Below are 11,565 nucleotides of genomic sequence, written 5' to 3'. Positions count from 1 at the left end.
GCTTCTCCTTGTTGCCGGCGCAAGGCCGGTTCGTGGTATCGGATGCGCTGCTCTCGATTCAGTCCTGCAGGGCTTGGGCCAGATCGGCCAGCAGATCGTCGATGTCCTCGATCCCGATCGACAAGCGCAATCCCCCCTCCAGAATGCCCAACGCCGCCTTGTTCTCGGCCGGCATGCTGCCATGCGACATGGTGTAGCTGTGATTGATCAGCGACTCCACGCCGCCCAGCGACTCCGCCAGCACGAACAGCCGCAGACGCTTGGCGAAGCGGCTGGCCGCCTCGCGGCTGTCATCCTTCAAGCGGATGCTGATGATGCCGCCGAAGCGCTTCATCTGCGTCCTCGCCAATGCGTGGCCGGGATGGCCGGGCAGGCCCGGGTAGAACACCTCGGCGATCCGTTCCTGGCCACACAGCCACTCCGCCACCCTTTCCGCGTTGTCGCAGTGTCGCTCCATCCGCAATGCCAGCGTCTTGATGCCGCGCAAGGTAAGGAAGCAATCCTGCGGCCCCGGCACCGCGCCGGCGGAGTTCTGCACAAAGCGGATGTCGTGATAGAGCTTGTCGTCGCTCACCGCCACCAGGCCCAGCAGCACGTCGGAATGGCCGGCCAGGTATTTGGTGGCCGAATGCACGACGATATCGGCGCCCAAGGTCAGCGGCCGCTGCAGGTAAGGGGTGGCGAAGGTATTGTCCACCGCCACCTTGACCCCATGGCTATGGGCGATCCGCGACAGCGCCGGGATATCCGCCATCCCCAGCAGCGGATTGGTCGGCGACTCCAGCCACAGCAGCCGGGTGGCCGGCGTGATCGCGGCCTCCAGCTGCGCCGGATCGCGCAGGTCGGCGAAGCTCACCTTGATGCCGGCCGGCGCCAGCAGCCGCGTCATCAAGCGGTAGGCTCCGCCGTACAGGTCGGCCACCGCGATCACCTCGTCACCCGGCTTCAGGCAGGCGCGCAGCACCGCGTCTATCGCCGCCATGCCGCTCGCGAAAGCCAGCCCGTGCCTCGCCTCCTCCAGGCTGGCCAGGCAGTCCTCCAGCGCGCTGCGAGTGGGGTTGCCGCTGCGGGCATAGACATAGGGCATGCTCTCGCCGATATGGTCGTAGGCGAACGCCGATGTCTGGTACAACGGAGGCATCACCGCCCGGTTGTGATCGGCGCTCTGATAGCCGATATGGATGGCGCGGGTAGCAAATTTCACAAAAACTCCTCAAAATCATGCACTTGGACAAATTGCCCGACAATCAAACGTGAATAGCCGGCAAAGCATGCATTTGCCATGCCCATTTCATCACAATGCCAAAATTTCAACGCAATTGCGAACAAATATCGGCAAATTCCTCTGATTTTCGCCAAGTCCGGGCGGATTTTTACTTTACACCGCGGCCCTTTAGGGCTATTTTGCTGCGTTTCGCATTAAAACTAACGTTTGCATGAAGACAAAACGCGTTTTTGACATCCTGTATCACCAGTTGGCCACCCACCCACGCCCGGACTGCCTGGCAGCCAAAACCGGCAAGGCATGGCGGCAGCTGTCCACTACCGAGGTACGGGACACGGTCAACCGCGTCAGTCTGGGCTTGCTTGAGCTGGGCATCGGCCCCGGCGACAAGGTGGCCATCGCGGCAGACAACAGCATCGAATGGATGCTGGTGGACCTGGCATTGCAGCAAGTGGGCGCGGTCAGCGTGCCGCTGTATCCCACCATCACCCTGGATGATGCACGCTATATCCTGTCCCATGCCGAGGTCAAGCTGGCTTTCGCCGGTAGTGCTGCATTGCAGCGAAAACTGCGGGACGCGCTGGGAAAACTGGCCTGCCCGATCTACGGCCTGGCCGACATCGACGGCGCGCCGTCCTGGCGAGAGATCCACGACCTGGGCCGGATGGAACGCGCCGCCGAGCTGGACGCGCTGCGCGACAGCATAGGCTCGGACGATGTCTACACAATAATCTACACCTCCGGCACCACAGGCCGTTCCAAAGGCGTGATGCTGTCCCACCGCAACGTGGTTAGCACCGTCGTCGCCACTGCGGAGTTCACCGGCCTGCCGCACGGCCAGTGCCGCGCGCTGAGCTTTCTGCCGCTGTCGCACATCTTCGAGCGCGCTGGCGTGTTCTACTACCTGTACAGCGGCACCGGCATCTATTTCGCCAGTGTGGAATGCCTGTCGTCGGCCATGGCCGACGTCAAGCCGCACACCTTCAGCGCCGTGCCGCGCGTGCTGGAGAAAGTGCATGAAAAACTGGTGGCCAAGGCGCGCGACCTGTCCGGCGCCAAGCGCCGCATCTATCAATGGGCAGTGGCCCGCGCCGAAGCCTTCGACCCCAACCGCAGGCTGTCGCCGCTGGAGGCGATCAAGCACGCGCTGGCCGACAGGCTGGTGTACAGCAAGTGGCGCGCGGCGATGGGCGGCGAGCTGCAATCGATCAACGTCGGCTCGGCCGCCCTGCAGCCCAGGCTGGCGCGGATGTTCTGGGCGGCCGGCATCGCCGTGGCCGAGGGCTACGGCATGACCGAAAGCTCGCCGGTGATCTCCGCCAATCCGTTCACCGCCCGCGGCGTGCGCATCGGCAGCGTGGGCTTGCCGCTGCCCGGCGTGGAAGTGCGCCTGGCCGACGACGGCGAGATCCTGGTGCGCGGCAACAACGTGATGGTCGGCTACTACAAAGAAGAGCGGCAGACCGCCGAGGCGCTGCAGGACGGCTGGCTGCACACCGGCGATATCGGCGTGCTGGAAAACGGCTACCTGCGCATCACCGACCGCAAGAAGGAAATGTTCAAGACCAGCAACGGCAAGTACATCGCGCCGCAGGCGCTGGAGAACAAGCTAAAGGAATCGGCTTTCATCGACCAGATCATGGTGGTCGGCGACGGCCAGAAATACGCCGCCGCGCTGATCGTGCCGCTGTACGAAAAACTGAAAGAATGGTGCGCCGAACACGGCATCGCCTACACCACCGACAGCGAGATGCGCAGCCACCCGAAGATCGTCGATCTGATAGACCGCGAGATCAAGCGCTTCAACCGCTACTTCGGCAGCTGGGAGCACATCAAGAAGTTCGCGCTGGTCGATAAGCCCTGGTGCGTGGACGCCGGCGAGCTGGCGCCCACCCTGAAACTGCGCCGCAAGGTCATCGCCGAGCGCTGCCGCGCGCTGATAGAAAACCTGTACGTGCATGCTTAAGCGGCTCGCCCCGCTACGAAAAAGCCCCGCGACGCGGGGCTTTTTCATGGCCGACACCGAGCCTCAACGCCGGTGCGCCAGCTCCAGCCTGTCCTCCACCCGGCGCTGGATGCGCTCGAAGGCGGCGCTGAGCAGCCAGTAGATGGCCGCGGCGGCAAGATACAAGGGCAGCGGCTGGAAGGTCTGGGCGATCACCTCTTTCGTCGCCAGCATCAGCTCGGTGACCGTGATCACGGAAACCAGCGAGGTGTCCTTGATCAGCGAGATCAGGCTATTGGACAAGCTGGGCACCGACAGGCGCAGCGCCTGCGGCGCGATGATGTGGCGCATGGTCTGCCACCAGGACAGTCCCAGCGAGAAAGCCGCGTCCCACTGTCCGCGGGCCACGCCGGCGATGCCGCCGCGCAAGCTCTCCGACAGATAGGCGGCCACGTTCAGGGTCAGCGCCAACACCCCGGCCGGCACCGGGTCCAGTTCCAGCCCCATGCCCGGCAGGCCGTAGTAGATAACGAAGATCTGCACCAGCAACGGCGTGCCGCGCATCGCGCTGACGTAGAACGCCGCCAGTTGCGACAGCACCGGCAGCCGCGCCACCCGCACCATCGCCACCACAAAACCCAGCGCCAGGCCCAGCACCATCGCCACCACGGCGAACAGCAGCGTGTGCCAGGCGCCCTTCAGCAGCACCGGCAGCGCCGCCTCGAATAGTGCCATCCAATCGCTCATGCCATCCCTTCCCTGAAAAAGCTACGCCCCCGCTATGGCAGGGGCGTGTTACGCATCCCGAATTCTGATACAGATTACTTCTTGGCCGCCGTCGGCGCCCTGGAAACATCGCTACCGAACCACTTCAGAGAAATCTTGCCGAAGCTGCCGTCGGCCTTCATATCGCCCAGCGCCTTGTCGATGGCGGCCTTGAACTGCGGATTGCCCTTGGCGAACGGGATCGCCATCGTCGCCACCTCGCCCACCGGCGCGCCGGCCTTCAAGGGCAGCTTGGCCTGCTTGATGGCGAACGGAATCAGCAGGCTGTCGTTCAAGGCCGCGTCCAGACGGCCGGTGGCCAGATCCTGCAGGTATTCCGGCGCGCCCGGATAGGTCTTCACTTCCACTCCGCCCGCCGCCTTGGCCATGTCGGCATAGTTGCTGCCCTGGCCGACGCCCAGCTTCTTGCCTTTCAGATCAGCCAGGCTCTTGAAGGCGCGGCTTTCGTTCTTGCGCACGATCAGTTGCGCGCTGGAGTAAGTATAAGGCTGGCTGAAATCGAATACCGCCTTGCGCTGCTCGGTGACGCCCACCTGGTTGACCACGATGTCGAACTTGCCGCTCTGCAGGCCGGCCAGCAGGCCGCTCCACTCGGCGGTGGTGAACTCCGGCTTCACCTTCATCCGCCGCGCGATTTCGCTGGCGATCTCGACATCAAACCCAGTCAGCTGCTGTTTGGCGTCCCTGAAGTTGAACGGCGGATACGTGCCTTCCAGCGCGATCTTCAGCGTGCCGCGCTGCTTCACCGTATCCAGCAGATCCGCCGCCAGCGCTTGGTAACTCAACCCCGTCAGCAGCAATACCGTCATCAACTTGCGCATATCAATATAACCTATTGGAATTTAGATTGCTGAAAATATTTTATGATAGAATATCAGTAATGGATGATATCCGGCAAGCGCAAAGCTGTTCATGCGCATTGAAAATTACCCGGGGCTTTCTGTGACAACCACAGGCACAACAAGGAACCCCCAGAAACGAAAAAACCGCGCAAGTGCGCGGTTTCATTGGACTCCCTGGCTTCCAAAGTGTTTCAGGAAACACCAGGAGTCATAGAAAATGCTTCAGACGTTGAACAGGAAGTTCATCACGTCGCCGTCCTGCACCACGTAGTCCTTGCCTTCCGCGCGCATCTTGCCGGCTTCCTTGGCCTTGGCTTCGCCGCCCAGCGCGATGAAATCGGCGTAGGCGATGGTCTGCGCGCGGATGAAGCCGCGCTCGAAGTCGGTGTGGATCACGCCGGCCGCCTGCGGCGCGGTGTCGCCCACATGGATGGTCCAGGCGCGCACTTCCTTCACGCCGGCGGTGAAATAGGTCTGCAGACCCAGCAGCTTGTAGCCGGCGCGGATCAAGCGGTCCAGGCCAGGCTCTTCCAGGCCCAGGGTTTCCAGGAATTCCACCTTGTCAGCGTCGTCCAGCTCGGCGATTTCCGACTCGATGGCCGCGCACAGCGCCACCACCGGCGCGCCTTCGCTGTCGGCCAGCGCCTGCACGCGGTCCAACAGAGGATTGTTGCTGAAGCCGTCTTCGGCCACGTTGGCGACGTACATCGCCGGCTTGATGGTGAGCAGGCACAGGGGCTTGATCAGCGCCTTCTCTTCATCGGACAGGTCCAGCGAACGCGCCGGCTTGCCCTGGTCCAGATGCGGCACCAGCTTTTCCAGCACGGCAATCAGCGCGCGCGCGTCCTTGTCGCCGGACTTGGCCTTCTTGCCTTCGCGCTGCATCGCCTTCTCCACCGCGGACAGGTCGGCCAGCGCCAGTTCAGTCAGAATGGTTTCGATATCGGCGATCGGGTCCACTTTGCCAGCCACGTGGACGATGTTGTCGTCTTCGAAACAGCGCACCACGTTGACGATGGCGTCGGTCTCGCGGATATTGGCCAGGAACTGGTTGCCCAGACCTTCGCCCTTGGAGGCGCCCGCCACCAGGCCGGCGATGTCGACGAACTCGACGATGGCCGGCTGGATCTTCTGCGGACTGATGATCTGAGCCAGCGCGGCCAGGCGCGGATCCGGCACTTCGACGATGCCGACGTTCGGCTCAATGGTGCAGAAGGGATAGTTGGCCGCTTCAATGCCTGCCTTGGTCAGCGCATTGAACAGGGTGGACTTGCCGACATTGGGCAAACCGACAATACCGCATTTCAGACTCATGTCCGATTCCTTGAAATTCTAAATGATCAATCCATTATGGCGATGGCCCCGCGGGCCGTCAGCCATGATTCACTTGGCTTCGGTGTGCAAGGCCTTCATCGCCTCGGCCATCTTGCCGGCGATGGCCCGCGGCAGCTCGCGCAAGGATGCCAGAATCGCCTCGTCCAGCGCCTGCTGCTCTTCGCCGCGCGGCTTCTTCAGCACGAAGTTTGCCACTTCGTTGCGGTCGCCGGGATGGCCTATACCCAGGCGCAGGCGCCAGAACGCCGGCGAGCTCAGCCGCGCCGCGATGTCCTTCAGGCCGTTGTGGCCGCCATGGCCGCCGCCCTGCTTGAAGCGGGCGGTGCCCGGCGGCAGGTCCAGTTCGTCGTGCACCACCAGAATCTCATCCGGCAGGATCTTGTAGAACTGCGCCAGCGCCAGCACGGCCTGGCCGGACAGGTTCATGTACGTCATGGGCTTCAGCAACCAGACGTCCTGGCCGTTGATATCCACCCTGGCGACGTCGCCATGGAACTTGCCTTCGTTGCGCCAGTTGCCCTTGAACTGCCAGCACAATTCGTCCACCAGCCAGAAACCGGCATTGTGGCGGGTTTTTTCGTATTCGGGGCCCGGATTGCCCAGGCCGACAATCATGCGGATGCCGGACATATCGTCATTCCAAATTAAAAAGCCCGCTGCCCGCCACTTGGGCGCACAACGGGCTCTTCACCGTTACCGCCAGGCGGCACGGCAGCAGGGATCACACACGCGCGAAGTCGATGTGCATGACTTGCTGTTTGTACGGGTGCATCTGGAATGCAGCCACTTTCACTTGCTCTTTCTGACCGTCGATGACCAGATCCAGCACGGAAGTGTGGAAGGCTTCGTTCTTCAGAGCGTAGTACATGGTGTTGTGATCCAGCACCAGGGAAGCGGCTTCTTTGCCGGCGCCGTATACCACGGCCGGCACTTGGCCAGCGTGACGCAGGCGGCGGCTCGCACCCGTACCCAGATCAACACGCTTGCTAGCAATCAGTTCAAAAGACATTGTAAAACTCCAGTTTCAGTTAGAAGCACCCGGCCCGCCGCGACCAGCAGGCCAGATGTTTACGGCAGGCAGGCGCCCGTCGCAACCAGTTCCTCATTGAAGAGGTAGGACACCGACTCTTCGTTGTTGATGCGGCGCAGCGTCTCGGCCAATAGGCCGGCGATGGAGGCCACCCGGATGTTCGGGCAGGCCTTGGCCGCAGCGGTCAACGGGATGGTGTCGGTCACCACCACCATGTCGATGTCGGAATTCTTGATGCGGTCCACCGCCTGACCGGAAAAGATCGGGTGGGTCGCATAAGCCAGCACGCGCTGGGCGCCGCGCTCTTTCAGCGCGGACGCGGCCTTGCACAGCGTATTGGCGGTGTCGATCATGTCGTCGATGATCAGGCAGGTGCGGCCCGACACATCGCCGATGATGTTCATCACCTCGGCCACATTGGCCTTGGGACGACGCTTGTCGATGATCGCCAGATCGGTGTTCAAAGCCTTGGCCACCGCGCGAGCGCGCACCACGCCGCCAACGTCCGGGCTCACCACGATCAGGTCTTCAAAGCGCTGCGCGCGGATGTCCTTCAACAACACCGGGGTGGCGTAGACGTTGTCCACCGGGATGTCGAAAAAGCCCTGGATCTGGTCGGCGTGCAGATCGACGGTCAACACGCGGTCGATGCCGGCGCTGGTCAGCATATTGGCTACCAGCTTGGCCGAGATCGGCACCCGGGCGGAGCGCGGACGGCGGTCCTGGCGGGCATAGCCGAAATAGGGAATCGCTGCGGTGATACGACCGGCCGAGGCGCGTTTGAGCGCGTCGGCCATGGTCAGGATTTCCATCAGGTTGTCATTGGTGGGGGAACAGGTGGACTGCAGGATGAAAACGTCGCGGCCACGCACGTTTTCCAGCAACTCAACCGCCACTTCACCATCGCTGAACTTGCCGACGTCGGCGCGTCCCAACGAGATATCCAGATGCTTGACTACATTCTGAGCCAATTCCGGATTTGCCGTTCCGGTGAATACCATCAAACTGTCGTATGCCGCCATGATTCGCTTTGCCTTAGCTGGATAAAGAAAAAGCGTGTAAGGGATTCTTACACGCTTTTTTCATGCTCTCTCTTCATAAGGAGAAAGTCCTGGCTGGGGAGGTAGGGATCGAACCTACGAATGCCGGAATCAAAATCCGGTGCCTTACCACTTGGCGACTCCCCAGTAACCTTATTCAGTGCTGTCGAACAGGGGATGGACGTCGAGTCCTTCTGCAACAAATCCCTGATATTTTTCCGACAACGCCCGGTAAACTTTATCGGCTTCGTCTTTCGACTTGAACTCCAGAAATACGCATGATCCGGAACCAGTCATCAGCGGCGAACCATATTTTCTCAGCTCGCTCAGTACTTCATTCACCGCTGGAAACATCCCTGAAACAACGTCTTGCAGATCGTTTCGTCGCTGCTGCGTTGTTTCGAGGATTCGCATTATGCCGTCGGCCCCTACCCCTGTCAACACACCCTGCGAAAAATTTCGGAACACCGCGGCGGTCGGCACATGGACCTGTGGGCGAATTACCAAATACCAGGCCGGCGCCAATTCCAGCGGCTGCAATTGCTCGCCGATGCCGGTGGCCAACGCGCTGCGTCCGTAAATGAATACCGGCACATCGGCGCCCAATCGCAGCCCCAGCGCCTGCAACTGCGGGCGGGACCAGGCCAGCCCCCACAAACGGTTGAGCGCGATCAGCACCGTGGCGGCGTCGGAACTGCCGCCGCCCAGGCCGCCGCCCATCGGGATGCGCTTCTCCAGACGAATGCTTGCGCCCAGCCGGCAGCCGCTGGCCTGCTGCAGCAGCCGCGCGGCGCGTACGGTCAGGTCCTGTTCCGGCGGCACGCCCTCGGTCGGCGTCAACAGCTCGATGGCGCCGTCCTCGCGCGCCGCTATCCGCAGCGTGTCGCCGAAATCGATGAAACGGAACACCGTCTCCAACAGATGGTAGCCGTCGGCGCGCTTGCCCACCACATGCAGCAGCAGGTTGAGCTTGGCCGGCGCCGGGAAGACTTGGAAAGATAACGACATGATTGGAATGATCTGTTCTTCAATGCTTGAAAACGCCGGGCTACTGCCAGCTTTGCACCACAACCTTGACGGTCAAGCCTTCGCGCTGCATTTCCACCCGCTTGGGATAACGGCTGTCGGCGTCGGCGTCGGCGTCGGCGTCGCGGATGAAGCGGATATGCCAGCCCTGCTGCTCGAGATTACCGTCGGCGTCCAGCCTGCCCGCCTCTCCCGGCGCCTGCATACCGCGTATCCACCACACCAGATTAGACAGCGGCAGCGGCCAGCCCAGCACCTTCAGCGTCAGGCTCTCCACATCGTCCGCCTGCCAGCTCTTGCCATCGGCCAACAGGGTGACGCCACCGGCATCACGCAGCACCTTGGCTACCGTATTGCCCAGCGGCGAGTTGATCGCCACCTCGTCCTGCGGCGGCTGATGCCGCCAGTCGAAGTTGGCGACATGCCCCTTGCCGTCCAGGTTGGCCGACAAGCGGCCGCTGACCTTGAAAGGTTGGTCCAGCGCCGCCGTCGCCGCCTGCCGCGGCGCAAACGGCATTTCGCGGCTGGCGCAGCCAGCCAGCAACAGCGCCAGCAACAGCGCCAGACACCTCGCCGTCATAGTTTGACGCCCAGGCGCTGGATGGTCTCGGTCAGCACATCATGGTCCGGATGCGCGGCCAGCTCCTTGCTCCACACCGCCCGCGCCTCATCATGCCGGCCCAGCTTCCACAACACCTCGCCCAGATGGGCCGCCACTTCGGGGTCCGGCATCGCCTGATATGCCTTGTCCAGATTCTTGCGCGCAGGCTCCAGCCTGCCCAGCTTGTATTGCACCCAGCCCATGCTGTCCAGGATCACCGGATTGTCCGGCTCGGCCTTCAGCGCCTTTTCGATGTAAGCGTAAGCTTCCTTGTAGCGCGTGGTGCGGTTGGCCAGCGTGTAGCCCAGCGCGTTGAGCGACTGCACATCGCCAGGTTTGTCCTTGAGGATCTGCTTGAGATCGCGCTCGGCATTGCCGGTATTTCCCAGCATGTCCGACACCAGCGAGCGCTCGTACAGCAGCTCGCCCGACTTCGGCTGGCCCTGCAGCGCCTTGCTCAGCAGATCGTACGCCTTGCGCGGCTGCTTGGCGTCGCGCGCCAACTGCGACTGCAACAGCGCCAGCGAGACTTTTTCCTGATCGGTGCCGCCCAGTTGACCCAACCGGCTCAAGGCCGCGTCCAGCTGGCCCTCGCCCGCCTCCAGCATCGCCAACCTCGATTGCGCCGGCAGGTACTGCTGCTGGCCGGGGCCGACCTGGCGGTACCAGTTCTCGGCCCGGGCCACGTCGTGATCATCCTCGGCGATCTGGCCCAACGTGTAGCGGACAAAGTCCTGCTCCGGGTATTGCTGCGCCAGCGCGCGCTGCAGCCTTTCATCGGCCACTTTCAGATCGCGCATCTGATAGGCCAGCAGGCCGGTGGCGTAGAGCAGGTCGGGATTGTCCGGATGGGTCTTGAGCAGGGCCTCGAAGGCGGCGCGCGCCTCGACGAAGCGCTTGGCGCCGACCAGCAGCCGCGGATAAGCAGCCTGCAGCTCCAGGCCGGCGTCGGGCCGGCGCGCCAGTTCGCGCTGCAGGAAGTCCGCCGCGCCCGGTATGTCCTTGCGCCGCAAGCGGTCCACCTGCCAGGCCACCGGCAGATCCCATTTCGGCGCAATCTGCGCCAGGCGGTCGAACTCCCGATCCACCACTTTCTGATCGTTGTTGTCGGCCGCCGCCGCCAGCACCGCGAAGCGCGCCTCGGGCAGGTCCAGATAGCGGCTGGCCAAGTCGGCCACCAGTTGATACGACTCGGCCGAGCCGCCGTCCTGGCGCGCGCCCAGCCTGGCCAGTTGCACGAAAATGGCCGGCGCCCGCGCCGGCTCGCGCCGCAGCAGGTCTTCGATCAGCGGCTTGCTTTGCGCCAGCTTGCCGCCTCGCATCAGCGTGATGAACAGCTGCTCGCGCGCCGGCAATGAGTCGGGATCGAGCGCTATCCACAGCGACAAGGCCTCGGTGGCCTCCTTCAATTGGCCGGACAACAGGCAGAATTCGGCGGCGCGCTGCGCCATGCGCGGATCGCGGGTCTGGCGCGCCAGATCCAGATAGGTCAAGCCGGCGGAACCGACCGCGCCGCGGTTGGCGGCGATTTCGCCGGCCAGCACGCCGTAGAGGATTTCCGGCGTCAGCTCCTGCTTCGGCAGCTTGGCTTCGTCCGGCTTGGCGCCGGCGTCCGAATCGTCGGCCGCGCCCTGCGCCGCGGCGACAGGCTGCGCAGCCGGCGGCTTGACGCTGGCGCAAGCCGGCAGCAGCAACGCCAGCAGCAGCGGAAGAGTTCGTTTCAGCGGTTTCATTC

General features: G+C 63.0%; 11 protein-coding genes and 1 tRNA gene. 1 reads left to right on the top strand and 11 read right to left on the bottom strand.

Annotated features, from left to right (window positions below; translation table 11 throughout):
* Nucleotides 1–58 precede the first annotated feature (58 nt).
* On the bottom strand, nucleotides 59–1,204 hold the full coding sequence (locus BI344_RS19110; protein ID WP_071114387.1) for a trans-sulfuration enzyme family protein: 1,146 nt from the start codon (nucleotides 1,202–1,204) through the stop codon (nucleotides 59–61).
* Nucleotides 1,205–1,436: 232 nt separating this feature from the next.
* Here BI344_RS19110 and BI344_RS19105 point away from each other — a divergent pair, with 232 nt between their 5' ends.
* Nucleotides 1,437–3,191, top strand: coding sequence for an AMP-dependent synthetase/ligase (locus BI344_RS19105; protein WP_071114386.1), 1,755 nt, complete (start codon nucleotides 1,437–1,439; stop codon nucleotides 3,189–3,191).
* A 63-nt stretch (nucleotides 3,192–3,254) separates the two neighbouring features.
* Here BI344_RS19105 and BI344_RS19100 read toward each other — a convergent pair whose 3' ends face one another.
* From BI344_RS19100 to BI344_RS19055, 10 genes are all read right to left on the bottom strand, one after another.
* Complete coding sequence (locus tag BI344_RS19100) at nucleotides 3,255–3,917, bottom strand: amino acid ABC transporter permease (protein ID WP_071114385.1); 663 nt, start codon at nucleotides 3,915–3,917, stop codon at nucleotides 3,255–3,257.
* A 74-nt stretch (nucleotides 3,918–3,991) separates the two neighbouring features.
* Nucleotides 3,992–4,777 (bottom strand): transporter substrate-binding domain-containing protein, encoded by a 786-nt coding sequence (locus BI344_RS19095; protein ID WP_071114384.1) that lies wholly within the window; start codon nucleotides 4,775–4,777, stop codon nucleotides 3,992–3,994.
* Nucleotides 4,778–5,020: 243 nt separating this feature from the next.
* Entirely contained in the window at nucleotides 5,021–6,112 is a 1,092-nt protein-coding gene (gene ychF, locus BI344_RS19090) for a redox-regulated ATPase YchF (RefSeq protein ID WP_071114383.1), read from the bottom strand.
* Between the two features lie 69 nt (nucleotides 6,113–6,181).
* Nucleotides 6,182–6,763, bottom strand: coding sequence for an aminoacyl-tRNA hydrolase (gene pth, locus BI344_RS19085; protein WP_071114382.1), 582 nt, complete (start codon nucleotides 6,761–6,763; stop codon nucleotides 6,182–6,184).
* 91 nt (nucleotides 6,764–6,854) lie between these two features.
* Complete coding sequence (gene rplY, locus BI344_RS19080) at nucleotides 6,855–7,142, bottom strand: 50S ribosomal protein L25 (RefSeq protein ID WP_071114381.1); 288 nt, start codon at nucleotides 7,140–7,142, stop codon at nucleotides 6,855–6,857.
* A 59-nt stretch (nucleotides 7,143–7,201) separates the two neighbouring features.
* A complete protein-coding gene (locus tag BI344_RS19075; protein WP_071114380.1) occupies nucleotides 7,202–8,185 on the bottom strand; it encodes a ribose-phosphate pyrophosphokinase in 984 nt (327 codons plus the stop codon).
* 90 nt (nucleotides 8,186–8,275) lie between these two features.
* Nucleotides 8,276–8,350, bottom strand: a tRNA-Gln gene (locus BI344_RS19070).
* A 6-nt stretch (nucleotides 8,351–8,356) separates the two neighbouring features.
* Entirely contained in the window at nucleotides 8,357–9,211 is an 855-nt protein-coding gene (gene ispE / locus BI344_RS19065) for a 4-(cytidine 5'-diphospho)-2-C-methyl-D-erythritol kinase (RefSeq protein WP_071114379.1), read from the bottom strand.
* A gap of 40 nt (nucleotides 9,212–9,251) precedes the next feature.
* Nucleotides 9,252–9,809 (bottom strand): lipoprotein insertase outer membrane protein LolB, encoded by a 558-nt coding sequence (gene lolB / locus BI344_RS19060; RefSeq protein ID WP_071114378.1) that lies wholly within the window; start codon nucleotides 9,807–9,809, stop codon nucleotides 9,252–9,254.
* Entirely contained in the window at nucleotides 9,806–11,563 is a 1,758-nt protein-coding gene (locus BI344_RS19055) for a tetratricopeptide repeat protein (RefSeq protein ID WP_241499404.1), read from the bottom strand. Before BI344_RS19055 ends, lolB begins: the two co-directional genes overlap by 4 nt.
* Nucleotides 11,564–11,565: the final 2 nt, after the last annotated feature.

Origin of the sequence: Chromobacterium sphagni, from assembly GCF_001855555.1 — a bacterium.
GTDB classification, from domain to species: domain Bacteria; phylum Pseudomonadota; class Gammaproteobacteria; order Burkholderiales; family Chromobacteriaceae; genus Chromobacterium; species Chromobacterium sphagni.
This window is presented reverse-complemented; position numbering and strand designations above follow the sequence as displayed.

Coding starts and splice junctions, on each gene's coding strand:
- BI344_RS19075 (WP_071114380.1), bottom strand. CDS start 8,185: ATGGCGGCATACGACAGTTTGATGGTATTCACCGGAACGGCAAATCCG.
- pth (WP_071114382.1), bottom strand. CDS start 6,763: ATGTCCGGCATCCGCATGATTGTCGGCCTGGGCAATCCGGGCCCCGAA.
- BI344_RS19095 (WP_071114384.1), bottom strand. CDS start 4,777: ATGCGCAAGTTGATGACGGTATTGCTGCTGACGGGGTTGAGTTACCAA.
- lolB (WP_071114378.1), bottom strand. CDS start 9,809: ATGACGGCGAGGTGTCTGGCGCTGTTGCTGGCGCTGTTGCTGGCTGGC.
- rplY (WP_071114381.1), bottom strand. CDS start 7,142: ATGTCTTTTGAACTGATTGCTAGCAAGCGTGTTGATCTGGGTACGGGT.
- BI344_RS19105 (WP_071114386.1), top strand. CDS start 1,437: ATGAAGACAAAACGCGTTTTTGACATCCTGTATCACCAGTTGGCCACC.
- BI344_RS19055 (WP_241499404.1), bottom strand. CDS start 11,563: ATGAAACCGCTGAAACGAACTCTTCCGCTGCTGCTGGCGTTGCTGCTG.
- ispE (WP_071114379.1), bottom strand. CDS start 9,211: ATGTCGTTATCTTTCCAAGTCTTCCCGGCGCCGGCCAAGCTCAACCTG.
- BI344_RS19100 (WP_071114385.1), bottom strand. CDS start 3,917: ATGAGCGATTGGATGGCACTATTCGAGGCGGCGCTGCCGGTGCTGCTG.
- ychF (WP_071114383.1), bottom strand. CDS start 6,112: ATGAGTCTGAAATGCGGTATTGTCGGTTTGCCCAATGTCGGCAAGTCC.